The 22,606-nt window shown below is 75.7% G+C and carries 20 protein-coding genes; 12 read left to right on the forward strand and 8 right to left on the reverse strand.

The annotated features are described in order from the left end of the window. Window positions 1-1,935 (reverse strand): right-handed parallel beta-helix repeat-containing protein (locus tag MHY85_RS13135; RefSeq protein ID WP_239196972.1); only part of this gene is annotated, 1,935 nt, incomplete at its 3' end. Window positions 1,936-2,091: 156 nt separating this feature from the next. On the opposite strand from MHY85_RS13135, the gene MHY85_RS13140 reads away from it, so the two are divergent. After that, a complete protein-coding gene (locus MHY85_RS13140; protein ID WP_239196974.1) occupies window positions 2,092-3,132 on the forward strand; it encodes a LacI family DNA-binding transcriptional regulator in 1,041 nt (346 codons plus the stop codon). A 34-nt stretch (window positions 3,133-3,166) separates the two neighbouring features. On the opposite strand, the gene MHY85_RS13145 is transcribed toward MHY85_RS13140, so the two are convergent. Further along, window positions 3,167-4,204, reverse strand: coding sequence for a LacI family DNA-binding transcriptional regulator (locus MHY85_RS13145; protein WP_239196976.1), 1,038 nt, complete (start codon window positions 4,202-4,204; stop codon window positions 3,167-3,169). 190 nt (window positions 4,205-4,394) lie between these two features. Here MHY85_RS13145 and MHY85_RS13150 point away from each other — a divergent pair, with 190 nt between their 5' ends. The 4 genes from MHY85_RS13150 to MHY85_RS13165 are packed head-to-tail and all read left to right on the forward strand — an operon-like array spanning window position 4,395 to window position 9,428. Then, on the forward strand, window positions 4,395-6,035 hold the full coding sequence (locus MHY85_RS13150; protein WP_239196978.1) for a beta-xylosidase: 1,641 nt from the start codon (window positions 4,395-4,397) through the stop codon (window positions 6,033-6,035). A 27-nt stretch (window positions 6,036-6,062) separates the two neighbouring features. Next, complete coding sequence (locus tag MHY85_RS13155) at window positions 6,063-7,373, forward strand: PotD/PotF family extracellular solute-binding protein (protein WP_239196980.1); 1,311 nt, start codon at window positions 6,063-6,065, stop codon at window positions 7,371-7,373. Between the two features lie 34 nt (window positions 7,374-7,407). Next, window positions 7,408-8,502: a carbohydrate ABC transporter permease gene (locus tag MHY85_RS13160; protein WP_239196982.1), complete on the forward strand. Its 1,095-nt coding sequence runs from the start codon at window positions 7,408-7,410 to the stop codon at window positions 8,500-8,502. Continuing rightward, window positions 8,499-9,428 carry a carbohydrate ABC transporter permease gene (locus MHY85_RS13165; RefSeq protein WP_239196984.1) on the forward strand — a complete coding sequence of 310 codons (930 nt, stop codon included), beginning with the start codon at window positions 8,499-8,501 and terminating at the stop codon, window positions 9,426-9,428. Before MHY85_RS13160 ends, MHY85_RS13165 begins: the two co-directional genes overlap by 4 nt. 38 nt (window positions 9,429-9,466) lie before the next feature. On the opposite strand, the gene MHY85_RS13170 is transcribed toward MHY85_RS13165, so the two are convergent. After that, a complete protein-coding gene (locus MHY85_RS13170; protein ID WP_239196986.1) occupies window positions 9,467-10,447 on the reverse strand; it encodes a phosphotransferase family protein in 981 nt (326 codons plus the stop codon). Between the two features lie 63 nt (window positions 10,448-10,510). Beyond that, window positions 10,511-11,197, reverse strand: coding sequence for a hypothetical protein (locus tag MHY85_RS13175; protein WP_239196988.1), 687 nt, complete (start codon window positions 11,195-11,197; stop codon window positions 10,511-10,513). Window positions 11,198-11,399: 202 nt separating this feature from the next. Between MHY85_RS13175 and MHY85_RS13180 the strand changes: the two genes are divergently transcribed. The 3 genes from MHY85_RS13180 to MHY85_RS13190 all read left to right on the forward strand — a co-directional run bounded on the left by MHY85_RS13180 (window position 11,400) and on the right by MHY85_RS13190 (window position 14,129). After that, the gene (locus MHY85_RS13180) at window positions 11,400-12,596 is read left to right on the forward strand and encodes an amidohydrolase family protein (RefSeq protein ID WP_255733248.1); all 1,197 of its coding nucleotides are present in this window, start codon (window positions 11,400-11,402) and stop codon (window positions 12,594-12,596) included. An 83-nt stretch (window positions 12,597-12,679) separates the two neighbouring features. Continuing rightward, window positions 12,680-13,207, forward strand: a complete 528-nt coding sequence (locus MHY85_RS13185; protein ID WP_239196992.1) for a GNAT family N-acetyltransferase — start codon at window positions 12,680-12,682, stop codon at window positions 13,205-13,207. Window positions 13,208-13,274: 67 nt separating this feature from the next. After that, on the forward strand, window positions 13,275-14,129 hold the full coding sequence (locus MHY85_RS13190) for an NAD(P)-dependent oxidoreductase (RefSeq protein ID WP_239196994.1): 855 nt from the start codon (window positions 13,275-13,277) through the stop codon (window positions 14,127-14,129). A 30-nt stretch (window positions 14,130-14,159) separates the two neighbouring features. Here the strand turns inward: MHY85_RS13190 and MHY85_RS13195 are convergent, their stop codons facing one another. Continuing rightward, the gene (locus MHY85_RS13195) at window positions 14,160-16,109 is read right to left on the reverse strand and encodes a M48 family metallopeptidase (protein ID WP_239196996.1); all 1,950 of its coding nucleotides are present in this window, start codon (window positions 16,107-16,109) and stop codon (window positions 14,160-14,162) included. Window positions 16,110-16,203: 94 nt separating this feature from the next. Here MHY85_RS13195 and MHY85_RS13200 point away from each other — a divergent pair, with 94 nt between their 5' ends. Then, the gene (locus MHY85_RS13200; protein WP_239196998.1) at window positions 16,204-16,686 is read left to right on the forward strand and encodes an NUDIX domain-containing protein; all 483 of its coding nucleotides are present in this window, start codon (window positions 16,204-16,206) and stop codon (window positions 16,684-16,686) included. A gap of 110 nt (window positions 16,687-16,796) precedes the next feature. Here the strand turns inward: MHY85_RS13200 and MHY85_RS13205 are convergent, their stop codons facing one another. Together MHY85_RS13205 and MHY85_RS13210 are read right to left on the reverse strand one after the other, a co-directional pair. Next, complete coding sequence (locus MHY85_RS13205) at window positions 16,797-17,792, reverse strand: glycosyltransferase family 2 protein (RefSeq protein ID WP_239197000.1); 996 nt, start codon at window positions 17,790-17,792, stop codon at window positions 16,797-16,799. Window positions 17,793-17,867: 75 nt separating this feature from the next. Then, window positions 17,868-18,875, reverse strand: coding sequence for a GGDEF domain-containing protein (locus MHY85_RS13210; protein WP_239197002.1), 1,008 nt, complete (start codon window positions 18,873-18,875; stop codon window positions 17,868-17,870). Between the two features lie 90 nt (window positions 18,876-18,965). On the opposite strand from MHY85_RS13210, the gene MHY85_RS13215 reads away from it, so the two are divergent. The 3 genes from MHY85_RS13215 to MHY85_RS13225 all read left to right on the forward strand — a co-directional run bounded on the left by MHY85_RS13215 (window position 18,966) and on the right by MHY85_RS13225 (window position 21,323). Further along, on the forward strand, window positions 18,966-19,571 hold the full coding sequence (locus tag MHY85_RS13215; RefSeq protein WP_308191384.1) for a GNAT family N-acetyltransferase: 606 nt from the start codon (window positions 18,966-18,968) through the stop codon (window positions 19,569-19,571). Between the two features lie 82 nt (window positions 19,572-19,653). After that, entirely contained in the window at window positions 19,654-20,292 is a 639-nt protein-coding gene (locus tag MHY85_RS13220; protein WP_239197004.1) for a hypothetical protein, read from the forward strand. 119 nt (window positions 20,293-20,411) lie between these two features. Further along, window positions 20,412-21,323 (forward strand): VOC family protein, encoded by a 912-nt coding sequence (locus MHY85_RS13225; RefSeq protein ID WP_239197006.1) that lies wholly within the window; start codon window positions 20,412-20,414, stop codon window positions 21,321-21,323. 102 nt (window positions 21,324-21,425) lie between these two features. On the opposite strand, the gene MHY85_RS13230 is transcribed toward MHY85_RS13225, so the two are convergent. Then, window positions 21,426-22,481 carry a glutathione S-transferase family protein gene (locus MHY85_RS13230; RefSeq protein WP_239197008.1) on the reverse strand — a complete coding sequence of 352 codons (1,056 nt, stop codon included), beginning with the start codon at window positions 22,479-22,481 and terminating at the stop codon, window positions 21,426-21,428. Window positions 22,482-22,606: the final 125 nt, after the last annotated feature.

The raw sequence follows: 22,606 nt of genomic DNA on the forward strand, positions 1-22,606 counted from the left end.
CAAGGGGCCCGGCGGGTGGGGGGTGCCGGGCTCCTTGCGGTGCCCGACCAGGTCGAGGTCCGCGACGACGGGGGTGCCGTCGGGGTTCTCGTAGGCCGCGCCGACGATCCGCACGTGCCCGAGGTCCGGGTGCACGACGTCGACGAGGGGTGCGGTGAGCGCGGCGGGCAGGTCGAGCTCCAGGTGCACCTCGGCGCCCTCGTCGGCCACGCGCACGGCGGCGGGGCCGTCGACGACGCGGGCGCCGGTCTCGTGGGCGGCCGGGCGGGCGCCGTCGGCGTACGCGTTCAACCAGACGTACGCCGGCTGCCGCTCCCGGTGGAACCGCGAGTGGTCGCCCGCGCCGGTGCCGACGCCGATGCGCTCGGTGTACTCCGCCCAGGACCCCGGCGCCCCGTCGTAGGCGTGCGTGCCGTTCGACTCCGGGGGGAAGTCCGGCAGCAGCATCGGGGCGTCCGCGGCGTACACGCCGTGGCGCGCGCCGACGAACAGGTTGCCGGCGTACCGGTCGTCCCCGCCGTAGACGAACGCGTACCCGGCGACCTGCGTGGAGTGCGGCACGTGGTACGGCGTCGCCCGGTCCAGCACCGGCTGCACGCGCAGCACGCCCAGCACCAGGTTGTGCAGGAACGCGGTGCCCTGGCTGAGCAGCTCGATCGCGATGGGCGAGGCCAGCACGTTGTGGTCGACGACCGCGGGCCCGTGCGCGACCTCGACGAACAGGTCCCGGATGTTCCGGTAGAGCAGGTTCCGGGTCACGCGCGCGCCCTGGGCCTGCCAGTCGAGCCAGATCCCGAGCGTCGTGTCGTGGACGCGGTTGTGCGCGATCGTCACGTCGATCGGGGCGTGCAGCTTGATGCCGGCGATCTCGTACCCGGAGAACGCGTGCTCGGTCCCGATGTGGTGGATGTGGTTGTCCTCGATCGTGGAGAACGCGCACCCGAGGTGGCCGACGACGCCGTTCTGCCCGCAGTCGCGGATCTCGTTGCGGCGCACCACGTGCGAGCCGACGCGCTCGCGCTCCCAGCCCTGGTGCCGGGCGGTGAAGACCGCCTCGAGCTGGTACTGGTAGCCCGGCTTGTCGCCGAGGACGGACGACTCGTTGTCGCCGCTGGCCGCGTCCTTGCCGAGGGAGACGCCGGCGCACGTCGAGTCGCGGATCAGGTTGTCCTCGATGATCCAGCCCTTCGCCCAGCGCGGCCCGACGAGCCCGAGCTGGTCCGCGGTGGGCGGGGCCCACGGGGTCGCGGCCTGCGCGAGCTCGAACCCGCGCACGGTGACGTAGTCGACGTGGGCGCGCTCCGGGGTGAACACGGACGGGCGGACGTTGACCTCGACCACCTCGGTCGTCGGGTCGGCGCCGCCGAAGTTCGCCCAGACGGTCGTGGCGTCCTCGCCGACCTCGGCGTACCAGACCAGGACGGTGCGGTCGGGGTCGACCAGCGGGGTGTCGAGCGCCGTCCACTGGTACCGGACGTGCGTGCGGCGCTCGGGGTGGTCGACGGCGCCGCGGTCGTGCACCTCGCGCAGCGACCGCCCGGCCAGGTAGACGGCGCCGCGGTGTGCGAGCGGCTCGCCGGGGTGGGTGTGCAGCCAGTCCCCGGCGACCGGCTCGTCGAACGGGTTGAACTCCCCGAACAGGGTGTGCGGGATCTCCGCCCGCCACACGTCGCCCTGCTCGCGCACCCAGCCGGTGACCACCTCGGCGCCCGTGATCACCACGTGCTCGCCCGGGGCCGCCTCGAACGTGACCCGGCGGTCGTCCGCGACGCCGCCGCGCGGCGGGCGCACCCACTCGCGGTAGGTGCCCGCGTGCACGCGCACGGTGTCGCCGGGGAGCGCGGAGCGCGCGGCGCGCTGGACGGTGCGGAACGGGGAGCCGGGGCTCCCGTCCGCACGGTCGGAGCCGGTCACGGCGACGTGGAGCGTGGTCAACGGGGGTGTCCTTCGGTCGGGGCGGGCAGGGGCGCACCGCGCGAAAGACTTTCCGCTCCGGTGCGTCGGTCTGCCGACCCTAGAGCCTGCCGCTGCCCGGACGAAAGGGGCACTTGCCGCTTCCGCGGCGGAAAGAGTTTCGCTACCGTGGGGAGCATGACGACCACGGGGCCCCGCAGACCCACCCTCGAGCAGGTGGCCGGCGCCGCGGGCGTGTCCACCGCCACCGCGTCGAAGGTGCTGAACGGGCGGCCCGGGATCTCGCGCGCCACCCGGCGCCGCGTCGAGGAGGCGATCGAGTCGCTCGGCTACGCGCCCACGACCGGTCCGCGCGCGGGCGTCGCCCCGCTCGGCGTGGCCGTGGTGTTCCGCACGCTCGCCGACGTCTACGCCCTGCGGGTGCTCGAGGGCGTGGTCGCCTCGGCCCGGGAGCAGGGGATCGAGGTCGTCGTCGACGTGCTCGACGCCGGCCCCGCCGAGGGCCCCGCGGCGCCGCTGTCGACCGCGTGGATCCGGCGCCAGGCCGCCGGCGACCGCGCGGGGGTCGTCCTCGTCACGACCCAGCCCACCGTCGCGCAGCGGGACCTGCTGCGTTCGCTCGGCGTTCCCACCGTGCACATCGACCCCGTGAACCCGATGGACGACTCGACGGTCTCGGTGGGGTCGACCAACTTCTCCGGCGGCGTCCAGGCCACCCGGCACCTGCTGGAGCTCGGCCACCGCCGGATCGCGTTCGCGGGCGGGGCACCGGAGTTCCTGCCCTCGGCCGAGCGGCTGCAGGGGTACCTGAGCATGGTGCGCGCGGGCGACGGGCAGGTGGACGACGCCCTGGTGCGGTCCCGGGCGCACACCTTCGAGGCCGGCCTCGCGATCGGCGACGAGCTCCTCGAGCTGCCCGAGCCCCCGACCGCGGTGTTCGCCGCGTCGGACTCGATCGCGCTCGGCGTCCTGGCGTCCGCGCAGCGGCACGGCCTGCGGGTGCCGCAGGACCTGTCCGTCGTCGGGTTCGACGACAGCTCGTCGGCGGCCTCCGCGGCGCCGCCGCTGACCACGGTGCGGCAGCCGGTCGTGGAGATGGGGCGCGTCGCGCTGCGCACCCTGCTGCAGCTGGCCCGGGGGGAGCGGGTCGACTCGCACCACGTGCAGCTGTCGACGGCGCTGGTCGTGCGGGAGTCCACCGCGCCGCCCGCGCGCTGAGGCCGCGCGGCGGCCCCGGCCCGGCGGCCCCCGGTCAGGCGGGCGCCGGGCCCGTGCTGGCGCGGACGGTCAGCGAGGTGGCCAGCTCGACCCGCGGGGACGCGGGGTGCCGCCCCTCGGCCATCGCGAGCACCGTCTGCACGGCCATCCGGCCCATGTCGCCGAGGTGCTGGTGCACGGTCGTGAGCGGCGGTGTCGTCCACGCCGCCTGCGGGGTGTCGTCGAACCCGGAGACGCTGAGCCGCTCCGGCACGGGCACGCCCAGCGCGTGCGCGGCGCCCAGCACGCCGACGGCGATCTCGTCGTCCGCGGCCATGATCGCCGTCGGCGGGTCCGCGGACGTGAGCAGCTCGTGGGCGTACCGGGTCCCGTTCTCCACGGTGAACTGGTCCGACCGGACGAGGGCCGGGTCCGGCGCGAGCCCGGCCGCGTCGAGCGCGGCCCGGTGGCCGGAGAGGCGCTCGCGGGCCGCGTCGGAGTCCTCGGGGCCGCCGATCCACCCGATGCGGCGGTGGCCGAGGCCGATGAGGTGCTCGGTCGCCGCGCGGGCGCCGTCCCAGTTGCCCGACCCGACGCTGACGAGGTCGCGGTCCCGGGTCCCGACCGGGTCGACCATCACGAACGGCAGGGCGGCGTCCGCCGCGGCGCGGATGAGGGCGCCCGGCCGGGAGAGCGTGAGCCCGACGACGCCGACGACGCCGACCGCGAGCAGGTCGGCCACCCAGTCGCGGGCGGCCGCCGGCTGCGTGCGGGCGTCCCGGTCGGGGGCCAGCCGCGTCAGCAGGTCCACGCGCTCGTCGGTCGCGGCCGCGAGCGAGCCCTGGAACACGCCGAGGATGTACGGCGAGGCCGGCAGGTCGAACACGACGGCGAGCGCCCGGCGGTCGTGCGGGTGGGCCGGTCCGGGCGCGGGGCGGTAGCCGATCGCCGCGACCGCGGCGAGGACGCGCTCGCGGGTCTGGTCCGAGACGTCGTCGCGCCCGTTGAGCGCCTTCGACACCGTCGCCTTGGACACGCCCGCCGCCGTCGCGACGTCGGACAGGGTGGCGCGCCGCCCGGCCGCACTCGTCATGGCTCTCCCTCGACCCGAAACCGTTTCGCGATCCTACAACGGTCCCGTCACGGCCGGCAGCGGAATCGCCCCGGGGTGTTGCGCGCACGGCCGTCCATCTCCTACGGTCGGCTCACGATACAGGTTGCGAAACCGTTTCGACGCCAGCGGGTGGCACCGGAGCCGCCCGCGCCGACCGAAGGAGGTCCGCGTGTCTGTCGAGGCACCGCCGTCGACCCTGCTGATCGACCACCGCCCGCCGTCCGACCTGCCGCTGCGGCACGTCTGGAGCGAGTGCCTGGGGGCGGGCCGCGCCAACGAGGCGCTCCGCGTCGACTGGCAGGACCAGTTCCGCGAGGCGGTCCGCGTCCTGGGCGCCCGCCACGTGCGGTTCCACGGGGTGTTCCACGACGACATGTTCGTGTACCGCGCCTCGAACGGCGGCGGGTTCGGCCCGCCGACGCGGCTGGCCACGCCGGTGTACACCTACGCGTACGTCGACAAGGTGTTCGACGCGATCATCGACGCGGGCGCCCGCCCGTTCGTGGAGCTCGGGTTCATGCCCCGCGAGCTGGCGCGGGACACCGAGACGCTGTTCTGGTGGAAGGCGCACGGCAGCCCGCCGACGGACATGGGCGCCTGGGTCGAGCTGGTCACGACGACCGTCCGGCACTGGATCGACCGCTACGGCCTGGACGAGGTCCGGCAGTGGCCGTTCGAGGTCTGGAACGAGCCCAACCTGGTCCCGCACTTCTGGACCGGCACCCGGTCCGAGTACTTCGCGCTGTACGAGGCCACGGCCCGCGCCCTCAAGGCGATCGACCCCGCGCTGCGCGTCGGCGGGCCGTCGTCGTCGGTGTTCGTCGCGGACGCCCGCTACGACGGCGAGTACCACGACAAGTCGGTCGAGGCCGCGACCGCCGAGGCCGACGACCCGGACGCGCTGCCCTGGAAGCCGGTGTGGATCAACGAGCTCATCGCGTTCTGCGCCGAGCGCGACCTGCCGCTCGACTTCCTGTCCACCCACCTGTACCCGACGGACTTCGCGTTCGACACCCAGGGCGTGGGCCGGTCCATCAGCCGGAACCGCGACGCCACCCGGGACGACCTGCTGCACCTGCGCGAGCTGCTGGCCGCCAGTCCGTTCCCGGACGCCGAGGTGCACGTCACCGAGTGGTCGACGTCGCCGTCCAGCCGGGACCACATGCACGACACGCTGTTCGCCGCGACGTACATCACCCGGGCGTTCCTGCAGTGCCAGGACCTCGCGGACTCCATCGCGTACTGGACGTTCACCGACGTCTTCGAGGAGGGCGGCGGCGGCATCGGGCCGTTCCACGGCGGCTTCGGCTTCGTCAACGAGCAGGGCCTGCACAAGCCGACCTTCCACGCGATGGCGATGCTCAACCGGCTCGGGAGGAGCATCCTCGCGCAGCACGAGCACGGCGTCCTGACCGCCACCGAGGACGGCGGCGTCGCCGGGGTGTTCTTCAACTACCCCGACTCGATGGGCGACCGGTCGGTCGGCAGCGCGACCAGCTACGCCGCCGCCCGCCGCCACCGCGACGAGGGGCCCGCCCGCCGGATCACGCACACCGTCTCCGGCCTGCGCCCCGGCGCCGGGTACCGCGTCGAGATCCTCGACTGGGAGCACGGCAACGTCGCCGAGGAGTGGCACCGCCGCGGCGAGCCGCTCAACCTCAGCCGCCGCGACGTCGCCGAGCTCGCCGCCGTCGCCGACGCCCTGGACCGCCGCGCCCTCGCCGTCGCCGACGACGGCGTCCTGACGATCGACCTCGAGCTGCCGGCCTGGGCCGTCGCCTCGATCAGCCCCGCCCCCACCCCCCGCTGACGCGGGAGAAACCGAGAGGACCTCACCATGAGGATCACCGCGAAGTCCGCCGGCGCTGTCGCCTTCGCCGCCGTCTCCGCCCTCGCCCTCGCCGCGTGCGGCGGCGGTGGTGGCGGGGCGTCCGAGGAGGCCGGGGAGGACAACAAGCCCGACAAGCTCACCGTCGCCGCGTGGATGGACTTCCCGCAGGAGCTGCTCGACTCCTTCGAGGAGGAGACCGGCATCGAGGTCGTCGTCAACCGGTTCCCCGACGGCGCGTCGGCGCAGACGGTGCTGCGCAACGGCCTGTCGTCGGACGGCGCCGGGCTGTCCGACGTCCACCTGGTCGAGCTCGACTGGTGGACCGAGATGATGGCCGTGCCCGAGGACTGGGCCGAGCTGCCGGAGATCCCGGACCGCTGGGTCGACTGGAAGGTCGCGCAGGGCTCCGTCGACGGCGTGGTCACCGGCTACGGCACGGACATCGGCCCGCTGGCCATCGCGTTCAACCAGGACATGCTGGCGGGCAGCGGGCTGGCCACCGACCCGGAGTCGTTCGGCGAGCTCATCGGCGGGGACGACGCGACCTGGCAGTCGTTCCTCGACGCGGGCCGGGAGTACGTCGCGGTGAGCGACAACTACTTCGTCGACTCGCTGACCAACGCGTTCCAGGCGGCGATCAACCTGCTGCCGGCGGCGTTCGAGGACCCCGAGTCGGGCCTGCCGTACGACCTCGCGGACAACACCGAGGTGAAGGACCTGTTCATGATGTTCGCGGACGCCGCCGAGGACGACGTCTCGGCGGGCATCGCCATCGGGCACGCGGACTGGGGCGCCGGGTTCCAGAACAAGCAGTGGGCCAGCGTCGTCACCCCGGCGTGGATGACCGGGATCATCGCGGAGAACGCCGACGGCGTCGACGGCTGGCGGATCGCCAGCACGTTCCCCGAGGGCGGCGGCAACTGGGGCGGCTCGTTCTTCGCGGTGCCGTCGACCGGTCCGAACACCGCCTGGGCGATCGAGCTCGCCGACTACCTGACCTCGCCCGACGCGGCGATCGACTGGTTCAACACGACCGGCCAGTTCCCGTCCCAGCTGGAGGCCATGTCGGCGCCCGAGATCGCCGAGGCCGAGAACCCGTTCTTCGGCGACCAGCGCGTCGGCCAGATCTACGGCGACCTCGCCGCCGCGGCCGGGGACGCCGCGGCCGGCGGCTACCGCGGCGAGAACTTCGCCGGCATCCAGACGCTGGTCACGGACGGCATCCGGCTCGTCGAGTCGGACAGCGCCACCGCGGCACAGGCCTGGGAGTCGGTGGTCGCGGAGTTCGACGCCCTCGGCTTCGAGACCGCGGACTGAGGCGGTGGCGTCCGGATCGGCGGTCCCGCCCGGCGTGCGTCGCGTCGGGTGGGGCCAGCGGCTCTCGCGGTGGGACCTCAAGCTGTCGCCGTACCTGTACGTCTCGCCGTTCTTCCTGCTGTTCGCGGTCTTCGGCGCGTTCCCGCTGCTGTTCAACGTGGTGGTCGCCGTGCACGACTGGCACCGCCGCGCCGGCATGGGGGACTTCGTCGGCCTCGACAACTTCACCTGGGTCCTGCGGCAGCCGCTGTTCTGGCGGTCGCTGGAGAACACGTTCTCGATCTTCCTGTGGGGCGCGGTCCCGCAGCTGGTCCTCGCGCTGCTGATCGCGGCCGTGCTGGACCAGAACCTGCGGGTGCGGACGTTCTGGCGGATGAGCGTGCTCGTGCCGTTCGTCGTCATGCCGGTCGCGACCGCGATGATCTTCGGGCAGGTCTTCGGGCAGTTCGGCCTGCTGGTGCCGAACCTCCAGGATCTGGGCCTGCTCACCGGGTCGGCCTCGCCGTTCTTCCAGGACCGGCTGCTGTCCCACATGGCCATCGGCTCGATGGTGGTGTTCCGGTGGACCGGCTACAACGCGCTGATCTTCCTCGCCGCGATGCAGGCGGTGCCCCGGGAGCTCTACGAGGCGTCCACCGTCGACGGGGCGGGTCGGCTCCGCCAGTTCTTCTCCGTCACCCTGCCGAGCATCCGGCCCACGATGATCTTCGTCACGCTGACGATGACCATCGGCGGGCTGCAGATCTTCGACGAGGTCCGGCTCTACGACGGCGGCGGGACCGGCGGCGGCAAGGGCGGGGCCGACAACCAGTGGACCACCGTCGTCCTGTACCTCTACAACCTCGGGTTCGGGGACTGGCAGGACCGGCTCGGCCAGGCCGCGGCGGTCGGCTGGATCTTCGCGGTGATCATCGTCGTGTTCTCGCTGGTGAACTTCCTGCTCACCCGGTCCATCTCGTCCTCGCGGTCCCGCGGCCCCCGGGTGACGCGGGCCCAGCACCGCGCCGCCGTGGCGCGGGCGCGGGCGGTGGCCGCCGGGTCGGCGGGCCCCGTGGCCGCAGGCCTCCCCCCAGCACCGGCCGACGCGCCGGCCGTCGACGCGGACCTCCAGGAAGGAGCGCACCGGTGAGCACCGGGTACATCGAGAACACCGCCGGCAAGGGGGCCGTCCGGTACGCGCACAAGCGCGCCCGCCGCGGCCGGCCCGTCCCGCAGCACGACAGCACCGGCCGCCGGCCGGGGTGGATCTCCTACGGCCTGCTCGTCGTGGTCGTCGGGGTGTCCGTCTTCCCGCTCTACGCCTCGGCGATGTACGGCTCGTCGACCACGCAGGAGATCGCCCGGGCGGTGGGGAACCTGCCCACCTGGTTCCCGACGCTCGTGCTCCTCGAGAACTTCCGCGAGGTCGTGACCGCCTCCCAGTTCAACTTCTGGGCGGCGTTCGGCAACTCGGTCCTGGTCGCCGTCTCCGTGACCGCGTCGACGGTGTTCTTCTCGACGCTCGCCGGGTTCAGCTTCGCCAAGCTCACGTTCCGGGGCCGCCAGGCCCTCTACGTGACGGTCATCGCGACCATGGCGATCCCCGCGCAGGTCGGCACGATCCCGATGTTCATCATGATGAACGACTTCGGCTGGATCGACTCCCTGGCGGCGCTCACCGTGCCCACCCTGGTGACGGCGTTCGGCGTCTTCTGGATGACGCAGTACCTGCAGGAGGCGCTGCCGTTCGAGCTGGTGGAGGCGGCCCGGGTCGACGGGGCGTCGATGTTCCGCACGTTCTGGTCCATCGCGATGCCCGCCGCACGCCCGGCCGCGGCGACGCTCGCGCTGTTCACGTTCGTCGGGTCGTGGAACAGCTTCTTCTGGCCGTCGGTGGTGATGCGGTCGCAGCTGACCATGCCGCTCGTGGTGCCGCAGCTCAAGGGCGCGTTCACCTCGGACACCGGCCTGGTCATGTCCGGCGTGTTCCTGGTCGCGGCGCCGCTGCTCGTCGTGTTCGTCGTCGCGGGCAAGCAGCTGGTCGCCGGCGTGATGGCGGGTGCCGTGAAGGGCTGACCGGGGACCGACCGCGGGACGGCCCGGCCGTCCCGCGGTCAGACCCCGAGGCCGTCCAGCGCCCGCGCCAGCGACCGGCGGTTCGCCGCGTCGTACCCGGCGACCCACTCGCCCGCGTAGCCCCGCAGCGGCGCCTCGATCGTCATCACCAGCGCGAGCCACATCCGCGCGAGCAGCAGCCGCGCGGCCGCCCCCGGCGAGGTCACGTCGAGGTCCCCGGCGACGGACGCCGGGATGCCGTCCCACATCGGGTCGGCGCCGACGAGGTCCAGCACCGGGTCGCCCCACAGCGCGCGCTCCGGGTCGATCACCCCGGTGAGCGCGCCGGTGGCGGGGTCCACGAACAGGTTCCCGGGCCACAGGTCCGTGTGCACGAGCCGCGGGGTCGTCACCTCGTCGAGCGCCGCCGCGTGCGTCGCCAGGGCCGCGCGGACCCGGTCGGCCGGGATGCCCGGCACGCCGCCCTGCCCCGCGTCCGCGAGCAGGGCCTCGACGATCGCGGTGAACGCCGCGCGCCACGTCGGCGCCTGCAGGGCGGGCTGCTGCGGGTAGCCGAACGCGTCGCCGGTGACCGTGCCGATCCGGCCCAGGAGCACCCCGAGGTCCGCCTGGGCGCGCGCGGCCCGGGCGTCCTCGGCCGGGGAGCCGAAGCCCGCCTTCGCCCACGGCACGCCGTCGAGGTGCGCGGCGACCACGACGTCGCCGGCCACGACGGAGCGGCTGAAGTCGGTGTGCAGGAGCGCGGGCATCAGGAGGTCGGGCCGGTCGCCGGCGAGCGCGTAGACCGCGGCCTCGGTGCGGATCAGGTCCCGCTCGTGGGTCAGCAGGCCGGGGGCGTCCGCCGGCGCGGTCTTCACGACGACCCGCCGTCCGTCGGCCAGGGCGACCCGGTAGGTGGTCGCGAACATGCCGCCGTCGAGGCGTTCGGCGCTCTCCAGGCCGCCGACCGGCGCGACGAGGGCGCGCAGGGCGTCGAGGGGCAGGGCGTCGGGGGGCGGGGGCGTGGCGTCGTCGGGCACGGTCAGCAGCGTAGGGCCTGGTCCGGCGGCCGGAGGGCGACCACCGGGGCGGGCCGCCGTCCGTCAGCCGCCCAGGCCCGCCCGGTCGACCTTCCGGTGGAACCGCATGCCCGCGAGCCCGCCGAGGACGGCGCCGAGCAGGCTCACGACGGCCACCACCAGCAGCGCGATGATGCCGCCGGTGGTGAGGTCGCCCTCGGCGACGGGGATCCGGGGGAAGCTGTCCAGCCGGCCCAGCACGTCGTACTGGTCCCCGGCGACGACCGCCGCGACCGCGACGACGACCGCGATCAGCACGGCCCACAGCCAGACGGCCAGGCCCTGCTTCGCCCCGTCGAACCGGGCCATCCGCCCCGCGACGTACCCGCCGCAGTAGTACGCGACGAACAGGACGACCGCCAGGACGACCGCGCCGACCAGCCCGATCGACGTGGGGTCGGAGGCGGCCTGGTCGGCGGCGTCCCCGACCGAGGTGTCGTTCGCGACGCCCACCGCGGCACCCGCGGCGGCGGCGACCGCGGTGAGCAGCACGGCGGTACCGGTCGCCGTGAGCCAGCCGAAGAACGCCGAGCCGGGCTTGATGCCGCCGTACTCGTCCTTCTCGCGGGCGACGACGGCGTGCCGGTCGCGCGCGAGCGCCTCGGCGACGGCGGGGTCGGTCGCGACGTGGTCGCCCTCGGGGCTCGGCGCGACGTGCGCGCCCGCTCCCGGGCGCTCGGGGGTGGTGCGGGGGTCGTCGGAGGTGCTCATGGGGGGATGCTCCTCGGCTCGGTGCCGCCCCGGTCCTGGGGCGGCGCTGCGACCGCCGGCCGCGGGCGGTCCGGTCGGCCTCGATGCGGGCACGGTAGGTCCGCCGGGCCGGGTCCGCGACCGCAGGGCCGCCGGCCGGCCCGGACCGCGACCCGGCGCCGTGGCCTGGCAGGATGGCCGGGTGGTGGACGACGACGCGACGATGGTGATCCGGGACGTGCGGCCGTGGGGCGGTGCCCCCGCCGACGTGGGGGTCGCGGGGGACCGGATCGCCTGGGTGCGGCCGGCCGGCACCACCCCGCCCGCCCCCGGCGCCGAGGTGGTCGAGGGCCGCGGCCTGCTCGCGCTGCCCGGCCTGGTCAACACCCACGCGCACGCGGACAAGAGCTGGTGGGGCCTGCCCTGGCAGTCCTACGGCGGCGAGGGCGGCACCCAGGGGCGGATCGCCCACGAGCGCGCCCGCCGCGACGAGCTCGGCATCCCGAGCGCCCCCGTCGCCGAGCGGGTGCTCCGGGAGTACCTGCGGACCGGCACCACCCGCGTGCGCACGCACGTGGACGTCGACCTCGGGCTCGGCCTGCGCGGGATCGAGGCGGTGCGCGAGGCGGCCGCGGCGCTGGACGGGGCGATCGAGCTGACCGTCGTGGCGTTCCCGCAGGACGGCGTGCTGCGGCGCCCGGGCGTGCTGGAGCTGCTGGACCGGGCGGCCCGCGCCGGCGCGGAGCACGTCGGCGGCCTCGACCCGGCGCTGATCGACCGCGACCCGGTGGGCCAGCTCGACGGGCTGTTCCGGATCGCCGCGGAGCACGGGTGCGGGCTCGACATCCACCTGCACGAGCCCGGCGACCTCGGCGCGTTCGAGATCAACCTGATCCTGGACCGGGTCGAGCGCGACGGCATCGCCCCCGGGAAGGTCAACGTGGCGCACGGGTTCGCCGTGGTCGACGTCGACCCGGCGCGGCGCCGCGACCTGCTCGACCGGATGGGCGCGCTCGGCGTGACGATGACGACGGTGGCGCCGGTGCGGATGCGGCAGCTCCCGCTCGCCGAGATGGACGCCGCCGGGGTCCGGTTCGGCCTCGGCACGGACGGCATCCGCGACCTGTGGAGCCCGTACGGCGACGGCGACCTGCTCGGCATCGCGTGGCAGTACGCGCGGGCGGGCGGCGTGGTCCGGGACGAGGACCTGCGCCGGGTGGTGGAGCTCGCCACGCGCGACGGGGCGGCGTTCGTCACGGACGAGGTGCACGACCTGGTGCCCGGGGCCCGAGCGGACGTGGTGCTGCTGGACGCGGAGAACCCGATGGACGCCCTGGTGCGGCGGGTGCCGCGCGCGGCGGTCGTGGCCGGCGGGCGGGCCGTCGACCTCGCGGCGCTCGCGGCCCGGCCCTGGGAGTGACGCCGGGGGTGCGGCCGGGCGGGGACGGCGGGGGCCCGCCCGGGCGCGCGGGCCGCGGCGGTGCCGGGACCGACCCGCCGGCCGTGCTGCGACCGTGGACCGTGGACGACGCGCCCGCGCTGCGCGCCGCCGTGGCGGGCGACGCGGACCTGGTCCGCCAGACCGGCGGGGCCGACCTGTCGACCGACGCGGCGGCCGCCGCCCACATCCGCCGGCACCTGGCCCCGCACGGGCCGCGGTCGTACGCCCTCGCGGTGGCGGTGGACGGGCTCGCCGTGGGGAACGTCGGGATCGGCGCGGTCGACGAGGTGCACGCGACGGCGTGGGTGTCGTACTGGCTCGCGGCGACGCACCGGGGTCGCGGGCTCGCGGTCGCCGCGCTGGTCGGCGCGTCCTCGTGGGCCGTCCGCGAGCTCGGGACCTTCCGGCTGGAGCTGGGGCACCGGGTGAACAACCCGGCGTCGTGCCGGGTCGCGACGCGGGCCGGCTACCCGGCCGAGGGCGTCGAACGGGCGAAGCTCCGGTACGGCGCCGAGTGGTTCGACGTGGAGACGCACGCCCGGCTCGCGACCGACCCGGCGCCCGGGGTGGCGGGCCTGCCGGTCCGGTGATCCCGGGGACGCCGTCGCGGGCGTGCCCGCGGTGGACGGGCGGGCGCCGCCGGGCGAGGATTCCGGCATGACCGAGACCGTCGCCGTGACCGGCGCGCTGGGCAAGGTGGGCCGCGCGGTGGTGCAGGACCTGCTCGCGCACGGGTACCGGGTGCAGGCGTCCGACGCCCAGGGCCCCTTCGGGGAGCGCGCCGGGCTGGGGGTGGACGTGCTCCGCGCGGAGCTCACCCACTACGGGCAGGCGGTCGAGGCGCTCGCGGGCTGCTCCGCCGTGGTGCACCTGGCCAACATCCCGCAGCCGGGGATGGAGTCGCCGCCCGACACCTTCAACCGCAACATGGCCGCCAACGCGAACGTGTTCCTCGCGGCGCAGCGCCTCGGGCTGCGCAAGGTGGCGTGGGCGTCCAGCGAGACGACGCTCGGCCTGCCGTTCGACGTGCCGCCGCGGTACGCCCCGGTCGACGAGGCCCACTTCCCGCACCCGACGACCACCTACGCGCTGTCGAAGGTGCTGAGCGAGGACCTCGCCGCGCAGGTCGCGGCGTGGTCCGGCATCCCGTTCGTCGGGCTCCGGCTGTCGAACGTGTTCCCGCGCGAGGCGTACGCCGCCGTGCCGTCGTTCCAGGACGACCCCGCGAAGCGGCGGTGGAACCTGTGGGGCTACATCGACGCGCGGGACGCGGCGACGGCGTTCCGGCTGGCGCTCGAGGTGGAGACGGCCGGCTCGCAGAACGTCATCATCGCCGCGGCCGACACGATCATGGACACCCCGTCGGCCGACCTGCTCGCCGCGGAGTTCCCGGGCGTCCCCGTGCGCAAGGAGCTCGGGACGCACGAGACGCTGCTGGCGATCGACGGCGCCCGGGCGCTGCTGGGGTTCGAGCCGCAGCACGCCTGGCGCGACGAGGTCCCGCGCGCCTGACCGCGGCGGGCCCGGGGCCCGGGCCCGGGGTCAGACCCGGGCGGGGGCCGGGGCCGCGCGGCGCAGGCTCAGGACCGCGGCCGCGAGCACGGCCTCCGAGTTGTCCGCCAGCTTCTCCGCCCCGTACCGGCCCTTCAGCCGCACCGTGCCGCCGCGCTTGAGCACCAGCGTCGCGCGCAGCGGCACCTTGCCCCGGACCTTCGTGGTCGCGACCTCCTCGAACGGCAGGTAGCGGAACCGGGCGGCGAGCTCGCCGACCGGGGCGCCCTCGACGAGCGCGAGCAGCCGCTTGCGCCCCGAGCCGCGCCGCGGCGCCGGGACCAGCACCAGGCCCTCGTCCAGCACGAGCACGTCGTGCCGGACGCCGTCGACCCCCACCGACGCGACGCCGCCCAGCAGCGAGGCCCCGAGGGCGTCGGCCTGTGCCGAGGCCTGGCCCGCGCGGTCCACGTCGACCCGGAGCGCCGCGAGGTGGTGCCGCGCGTCCGCGACGGTGCGCGGGTCGGCGGCGAGCACGGCCAGCGGGCGCGGGTCGATCGGCACGCCGGCCAGGTCGACCAGGCGGGGCCCGCCGACCCAGGGCTGCTCCCAGCGGCCGATGCCCGCCTGCACGGCTGCGGAGCACACGACGACCTGGAGCGCGTCGACGAGGGTGCCGGCGTCCTCGACCGGGGCGGGCTCGTCGGGGAGCGGCGACCCGGGCTGCGGGGTCGCGGACGGCGCCGCACCCGGCCGAGCCGGTCCCGCCTCCGCGGGGACCGCCGCCAGGCCCAGCTCGAGCGCGAGCTCCGGCCCCCGGCCCTGCGCCACCAGGCCGAGCACGGTCGCGAGCGTCGCCCGCGGCAGTCCCGCGAGCCGCGCCGCCGCGCGGTAGACGGCGTCCGCGGTGCGCTGCCGGTTCCGCGTCGTGGCCACCTCGCCGAGCGCCGGCCAGTCGAGCCGGGACCGGTCCTCGAACCGGAGCGAGCCCTCGGCCACCATCGCGGCGGCGTCCGGGAAGCCGGGGATCAGGAGGGTCGCGCGCCGGGTGTCCCGCGCCCGGTGCACGTCGGGCACCCGGTCCATCGCGGCGATCCGGGCGGCGTGCGACGGGTGGCTGTCCCAGCGGGACTGCGTGGCGTCGGGGGCCTGCCGGCGCAGGTCGGCGAGCTCGTCCGCCCGGGCGCGCAGCAGGGCGTCGAAGCCGCCGAAGAACGCCGGGGCGGTGGGGGCGAGGCCGACCTCGAACGCGGGCGCGACGTACACGCCGGTGTAGTGCTGCCACGCGGCCGACACGACCTCGACCTCGCGCAGGGACTGCTGGGCGACCTCCCGGCCCGCGACGGCCACGCTGATCTCGTCCGCCTCCAGCTCCTGGCGGCGGCTGACCGCCGCGGACACCAGCAGGTAGAGCCGGGCGTACCCCGCGAGCAGCCAGCCGACGACCGAGCCCGACGTGGCCTGGACGGTCGCGAGGACCATCGCGCGGCCGCGGTAGGCCAGCGGGCCGAGCCGGGTGTGGTTCCGCGAGTAGTGGCCGAGCTCGTGGGACAGCACCGAGCGGAGCATCGCGACGTCCAGCGCCTGCAGGAGCGGGACGCCCAGGTACAGCCGCCGCCGGCCGCCGACCAGGCCCAGCAGCCGGGCCTCCTCGGACACGGCGGCGTTGACGTCGGGGACCAGGCGGATCTCGTCGGGGGCGCGGGTGTGCGCGGCGGCCGCGAGCTCCCGGACGACGGTCCACAGCTCCGGCGCGGACCGCGGCGGCACCTCGACGCCGTGCGGCGGGGCGGCCTTCGCGCGCGCGACCTTCCACAGCGCGGAGACGATCCCGACGACGAGGACGATCGCGAACAGCGCCAGGTAGCCGGCGCCCCGGGCGTGGTCGCTGGTGAACGCCAGCACGCTCAGCCAGCCGAGGAGGACGGCGAGCCCGACCGCGACGACGTAGAAGCCGGCGAGCATGACGAGGGACAGCGCGGCGCGCAGGGTGGTGACCATCGGCGCCGGACGCTAGCACCGGGTTCGGCGTGCCCGCCTGGTGGGACCGCACGTCCACCCAGGTGGCGGCGTCCGACGGCCTAGCATCGGGGGCGTGCCGACCCCCGACTTCGTCCTCGACCTCCGCGCCCGCATCGGGCACGACCTGCTCTGGCTGTCGGGGGTGAGCGCCGTCGTGGTGCGGCCCGGCGCCGACGGCCGCGACGAGGTGCTGCTGGTGCGGCGTGCCGACAACGGGGCCTGGACGCCGGTCACCGGGATCATCGACCCGGGGGAGGAGCCGGCCGTCGCGGGCGCCCGCGAGGTGCTCGAGGAGACCGAGGTCGTCGCGGTGGCCGAGCGGCTCGCGTGGGTGCACACGCTGCCGCCGATGCAGTACGCGAACGGCGACCGCTCGCAGTACCTCGACCTGACGTTCCGGTTCCGCTGGGTGTCGGGCGAGCCCGGCCCCGGCGACGGCGAGAACACCGACGCCCGGTGGTTCCCGGTGGACGCGATGCCGGCGATGTCCGAGGAGATGGTGGCGCGGGTCGCGCACGCGCTGGCCCCGGACGTGGCCGCCCGCTTCGCGGTCTGAGCGCCCGCCTCCCCGCCCGATCGTCGCGCCGCCTGCCGATCGATCGGGTGGTCGCGCGACGATCCGGCGGGATCCGGGATCCGGGATCCGGGATCCGGGCTCCGGGCCGGTCAGCGACCGCCGGGACGGCCCGGAGCGCGGCGCAGGGCCAGCAGCTCGCGGTGGAACGCCGCGCGCCGGCGCAGGCGCAGCGCCTCCTCGTCGACCGCGGCACGTGCGCCCGGCGCCGGGCCCGACGCGTCGCGCGAGCGGCCACGCCCGGCCACGCCCCCGAGCGACCCGCGCAGTCCCCGCGCGGCCAGCAGCGCCCAGGTCGCCGCCAGCTTGGCCGCCGACTCCGCCGCGGGCGGCCGCTTCCCCAGCAGGTGGTGCGCGAGGTACGCCTCGCCGCGCCCGCGTCCGGTCGCCTGCCGCGCGAGCCGCGCCGGGTCGAGCCGGCCGGGGTCGGGGTGGTGCTCGACGGTGGCGCCGGCGACCGCGGCCTGCCGGAAGCCCGCGGCGAGCACGTCCAGCCGGAACACGGTGTCCTCCGCCCCGGGGTAGCGGGCGGTGCCCAGCGACTCGTCGAACGGCACGGCGTCCAGCACCGCCCGGGTGGCACCGATGCTGGCGGCGGCGAACTCGCGGCCGACCGCGGGCGGTTCGGGCACGACGGCGAAGTAGGCCGCGGCGAGCGCGGGGCTGAGCCAGTCGCGGTGCAGGTGGGGCGCCAGCGCGACCGCCCCGGCCACCAGGTCCGCCTCGCCGCGGCGCAGCGGCTCGGCCATCCGCCGGACCCAGTGCGGTGGCACGTGCACGTCGTCGTCGGTGAACAGCAGGACCGGCGCCCCGGCCGCGGCGACGCCCGCGTTGCGCGCGCGGGCGATGCCGGGGTGCGGCTCGGACACGACGCGCAGCCGGGGGTCGCGCCCGGCGGCGGCGGCGAGCACGGCGGGCGTGCCGTCGGTCGAGCCGTTGTCCACGACGACGAGCTCCGCCGGCAGCCCGGCCCGCGAGGCCTCGTCGAGGGCCGCCCGGAGGTGGTCCAGGGTCGGCGGCAGCCGCCCCGCGCCGTCGCGGGTGCACACCACCACGGTCACCTCCGGCGTGCCGGTCCCCGCCCCCATGCGCCTCCCCGCTCGGTCCGTGCCTCGGACGGTCGCCCGGTGCAGTATGCGACCGGGTGCGGGGCCGGCGGAAGGTCAGCGGCCCTGGTGGGGGAGCGGGTCGGGGTGGGCGCCCGGCGGCCGGTCCCCGCGCGGGCCCGGACCGGGTCGCCGCCGGTCCCGCTTGGCCTCGTACAGCGCCACGTCCGCGCGGGCGAGCAGATCGCGCGCGGTGTCCCCGGGCCGCGCGGCCGCGATCCCCGCGCTCCACGGGGTCGGGCAGCGGGTGCGGGCCGCGGCGACCCACCGCTGCGCCGCCGCGGCGTCGTGGCCCGGCAGCACGACCACGAACTCGTCGCCGCCGACCCGGCCGACGACGGCGCGGCCCGCGGCCGGCCCGCGCCAGGACGCGACGAGCGCCACCAGCACGTCGTCGCCGGCGAGGTGCCCCCGGGTGTCGTTCACCGCCTTGAAGTCGTCGACGTCCGCGGACACCACCGCCAGCGGCGCCCGGGTCCGGCGGGCGTCCCGGACCCGGCCCTCCAGCCGCTCGAGCACCGCGGCGCGGTTCAGCGCGCCCGTGAGGTCGTCGGTGGTCGCGTGCCGGCGCAGCCAGTGGGTCACGTGCCCGAGCAGCGACGTGCTCGCGACGGTCATGATCACGACCACCAGCCAGGTCAGCGCGTGGAACGGCACCGGTGCCAGCACCATGCCGGCGGTCACGGCCACGATCGCCCCGGCCACGAGCGGCGCGGCGACCCGCGCGCGGAACGCGTACGCCGCGTACTGCGCCGCGGTCATCACGCCGATGGACAGCACGACCAGCCCCTCGGCGGTCCGGCAGGACGCGAGCAGCACCCCCGCCCCCGCCAGCGCCACCGCCAGCGCGCCGGGCATGGTCCAGCGGCGGGCGGGGAGCACCTGGACGCCGACCGCCAGCGCCGCGAGCAGCCCCGACGCGGCGAACCACAGGCCCACGGGCGACTGCGGGCTCAGCGGCCACAGCCCGCCGCCCAGCACCAGCACCGCCATCAGGCCCAGGGCGCAGGCCAGGTGGCCCCGGGTGGCGTACAGCCGGGGCGCCCGCACGCCGGAGCTGCCCATGCCGAGAGTGTCGGCACGCGGGCGCCCGGGAATGACCGACGTCGCGGGTGAGACGCCCCTGCGCCGGGCCGGGCGGTAGGGTCCCTGGCCATGCGGGTGAGACCGTTCGCGACGTGCGACCTGCCGGGGATGTACCGCGTGTGCCTGCTGACGGGCGACGCGGGGACCGACGCGACCCCGGTGTACCGGGACCCCGACCTGCTCGGGCACGTGTACGCGGCGCCGTACCCGGTCGCCGACCCGACGCTGACCTGGGTGGTCACCGACGACGAGGGCGTGGCCGGCTACGTGGTCGGCACCGCCGACTCCCAGGCGTTCGCCCGCTGGCAGGAGGCGGCGTGGTGGCCGGCGCTGCGCGAGCGGTACCCGCGGCGCCCGGCGGTCCCCGGCTACCGGGACCACGAGCTGCTCGGCACGGTGCACGACGGCGCCCGGTACGACCCGGCGGTCACCGACCGGTACCCCGCGCACCTGCACATCGACCTGCTGCCGCGCGCCCAGGGCCGCGGGCTGGGGCGGACCCTCATCGAGACGCTCGCCGGCGCGCTGCGCGAGCGCGGCGTGCCGGGGCTGCACCTCGGGGTGGCCGAGCAGAACGCGGGGGCGATCGCGTTCTACGACCGGGTCGGGTTCCGGCAGGTCGAGGCGCACGCCTGGGGCCGGACGCTCGGGATGGACCTGCGCGCCGCCGCCTGAGCCGGGAGCCCGTCGCGTACCGTGACCCGCAGCGGACCAGCGGCGGAGCACCGCCGCACCCGACCGGCGCGAGGAGGGCGTGGTGAGCGACACCGGGTACGGCGACTTCGAGTTCGAGCGCCGGTTCTTCGTGCGGACGCCGCCCATGGAGCTGCTGTCCGAGCCCGACCCGGTGCTCATCGTGCAGTCGTACTTCCTGGCCCAGGACGGCTACGCGCTGCGCCTGCGGGTGCAGGCGTCGGGGGTGCGGCTGCCGCTCGGGCCCGACGCGGACCCCCTGGACGTGCTCGACCAGGTCGGCGACCGGTTCGAGTTCTGCGCGGTCACGCTCAAGGGCCCGATGAACGTCGGCACCCGGTACGAGGCGGAGCGCGAGATCGACGTGGTCGTCGGCACCGAGATGATCCGCCGCGGCGGGCACCGGATCGTGAAGAACCGGTACTCCGTCTGGTGGGGCGCGGACGGCTGGGTGGTGGACGTCTTCGGCGGCCCCAACGCCCCGCTCGTGATCGCCGAGTGCGAGCGGTCCGGCCCGGTCACCGACCTGCAGATCCCGGCGTTCTGCGAGTCCGAGGTGACCGACGACGCCCGGTTCGCCAACGACGGCCTGGCGCGGGTGCCGTACCGGGGCTGGGCGGGGCAGTACGAGGCGGAGCTGCGCGAGCGCGGGCCGCGGTTCCTGACCGACTTCGGCCGGAACGACCTGCAGCGCCGGGGCTGACGCCTGCGGGGTTCCGCCCTCTCGTCCGTCCTCGACGCGCGGGTCGCGGCGGGCTCCCGCGCGCCCCGGCGGCGACGTGTGTCTCGACAACCGTTGAAGCCTCAACTATTGTTCTCCGCATGACCACCGCCGACCCGCGCCCCGCCCTCGACCGCCTCGCCGCCGACACCGCGATGGGGCCCGTCACCCTGCTGGTCGGCGACCTCGACCTGCAGCTGCGGTACTACCGCGACGTGCTCGGCCTGCAGGTCGTCGAGCGCCCGGACGAGCGCATCGAGGGCGTCGGCCGGCCCGACGTCGTGGTGCTCGGCCGGGGGACGCAGCCGCTGATGGTCCTGCGGCACACCCCGGACCTGCCGCCGACCAGCCGCGGCCAGGCCGGCCTGTTCCACACCGCGATCCTGTTCGACACCCAGGAGGCGCTGGCCGCGACGCTCGCGTCGGTGGCCGCCCGCGCGCCGCACACCTTCGTCGGCAGCGCGGACCACCTCGTGTCCGAGGCGTTCTACCTCACCGACCCGGAGGGCAACGGCGTCGAGCTGTACTGGGACCGCGCGCGGGACCTGTGGGGCTACGACGAGCAGGGGCGGGTGCTGATGGACTCGCTGCGGCTCGACCCCAACGCGTTCATCCAGGGCCACGTCACGGACGCCGCGCTGGCCGCCCCGGCCGGGAAGCCGGTCGTCGGGCACGTGCACCTGCAGGTCGGCGACGTCGCCGGGGCGCGGGCGTTCTACGTCGACGCGCTCGGGTTCGACGTGATGGCCGAGTGGCACGGCGCGCTGTTCGTGTCGGCCGGCGGCTACCACCACCACATGGCGATGAACACCTGGAACTCCGCCGGCGCCGGCCCCCGGGCCAGCAGCCTCGGCCTGGGGGAGGTCACGCTGGTCGTCCCCGGGCCGGACGACGTCGGCGCCCTCCGCGAGCGCCTGACGTCCCACGGCGTGGCGGTGCGCGACGACGGCGCGACGGTCACGTTCGACGACCCCTGGCGCAACGTGGTCCGGGTCCGCCCGGTCGCGGCGTAGCGCGGGCCGGGCGCTCGCCCGAGGTCGAGCGTCTGCGTCGAGGTCGAGGGCTTCCGGCGGGTCCGGAGCGGGAGACCCTCGACCTGGCGCGCCGCGGCGGCGTCAGCCCGCCATCGCCTCCGCGGTGTGGGACGGGTCGACGCGCTCGTCCGGGCGGACCGGGGCGGGCGGGGTGCCGTCGCCGAACGGGCGGCCGCCCAGCGCCTCGCGGCCGTGCTCGGTCAGCCAGCCGCGCAGGTCCGGGCCGGCGGGGACGATCTGCGTCGGGTTGATGTCCTCGTGCACCACGTAGTAGTGCCGCTTGATGTGGTCGAAGTCGATCGTGTCGCCGAACCCCGGGGTCTGGAACAGGTCCCGCGCGTAGGCCCAGAGCACCGGCATCTCGGTCAGCTTGTCCCGGTTGCACTTGAAGTGCCCGTGGTACACGGCGTCGAACCGGACCAGCGTGGTGAACAGCCGGACGTCGGCCTCGGTGATCGTGTCGCCGACCAGGTACCGCTGCCCGGCCAGCCGCTCGGACAGCCAGTCCAGCCGGGAGAACAGCCGGTGGTACGCGCGCTCGTAGGCCTCCTGCGAGCCGGCGAACCCGCACCGGTACACGCCGTTGTTCACGTCGGTGAACACCTTCCGGGCCACCTGGTCGATCTCGTCCCGCAGGTGCTCGGGGTACAGGTCGGGCGCCCCCGCGCGGTGGTGCGCCGTCCACTCGGTCGACAGGTCGAGGGTCAGCTGCGCGTAGTCGTTCGTCACGACCGCCCCCGACGGCACGTCGACGATCGCCGGGACCGTGATGCCCTTCGGGTAGTCCGGGAACCGCCGGAAGTAGGCGTCCTGGATGCGCGGGATGCCCAGGACCGGGTCGACGCCGCCCGGGTCGAGGTCGAACGTCCAGGAGCGGGCGTCGTGCGTCGGGCCGCAGACGCCCATCGAGATGGCGTCCTCCAGCCCGAGCAGCCGGCGCACGATGATCGCCCGGTTCGCCCACGGGCACGCCCGCGACACCACCAGCCGGTACCGGCCGGGCTCGACCGGGTAGCCGTCCCGGCCGTCGGCGGTGATCCGCGTCGTGATGTAGCTCTGGTCCCGGACGAACTCCTCGCCGCTCGTGACGTACGCGCCGGCGGTGCTGAACTCCTGCTGGGTGGGCTCGGAAGTCATGCGTCGATCATCCCCGACCCGGCGCGCGGTCGCCGCCCGGTGCCGGGCGGGGCGCGCGGACGGCCTCGCCGGGTGTCGGCCGGGGTGCCTACAGTGGCGGGGTCCCCGTGTCCCCGGCCCCGGAG

Source organism: Cellulomonas sp. ACRRI (genome assembly GCF_022346185.1).
GTDB lineage: Bacteria > Actinomycetota > Actinomycetes > Actinomycetales > Cellulomonadaceae > Cellulomonas.

What these genes read in the sequence shown, in the direction of transcription:
- MHY85_RS13140 (WP_239196974.1), top strand. Translation starts at nt 2,092, where the DNA reads ATGACGACCACGGGGCCCCGCAGACCCACCCTCGAGCAGGTGGCCGGC.
- MHY85_RS13145 (WP_239196976.1), bottom strand. Translation starts at nt 4,204, where the DNA reads ATGACGAGTGCGGCCGGGCGGCGCGCCACCCTGTCCGACGTCGCGACG.
- MHY85_RS13155 (WP_239196980.1), top strand. Translation starts at nt 6,063, where the DNA reads ATGAGGATCACCGCGAAGTCCGCCGGCGCTGTCGCCTTCGCCGCCGTC.
- MHY85_RS13175 (WP_239196988.1), bottom strand. Translation starts at nt 11,197, where the DNA reads ATGAGCACCTCCGACGACCCCCGCACCACCCCCGAGCGCCCGGGAGCG.
- MHY85_RS13180 (WP_255733248.1), top strand. Translation starts at nt 11,400, where the DNA reads ATGGTGATCCGGGACGTGCGGCCGTGGGGCGGTGCCCCCGCCGACGTG.
- MHY85_RS13190 (WP_239196994.1), top strand. Translation starts at nt 13,275, where the DNA reads ATGACCGAGACCGTCGCCGTGACCGGCGCGCTGGGCAAGGTGGGCCGC.
- MHY85_RS13195 (WP_239196996.1), bottom strand. Translation starts at nt 16,109, where the DNA reads ATGGTCACCACCCTGCGCGCCGCGCTGTCCCTCGTCATGCTCGCCGGC.
- MHY85_RS13205 (WP_239197000.1), bottom strand. Translation starts at nt 17,792, where the DNA reads ATGGGGGCGGGGACCGGCACGCCGGAGGTGACCGTGGTGGTGTGCACC.
- MHY85_RS13210 (WP_239197002.1), bottom strand. Translation starts at nt 18,875, where the DNA reads ATGGGCAGCTCCGGCGTGCGGGCGCCCCGGCTGTACGCCACCCGGGGC.
- MHY85_RS13215 (WP_308191384.1), top strand. Translation starts at nt 18,966, where the DNA reads ATGCGGGTGAGACCGTTCGCGACGTGCGACCTGCCGGGGATGTACCGC.
- MHY85_RS13225 (WP_239197006.1), top strand. Translation starts at nt 20,412, where the DNA reads ATGACCACCGCCGACCCGCGCCCCGCCCTCGACCGCCTCGCCGCCGAC.
- MHY85_RS13230 (WP_239197008.1), bottom strand. Translation starts at nt 22,481, where the DNA reads ATGACTTCCGAGCCCACCCAGCAGGAGTTCAGCACCGCCGGCGCGTAC.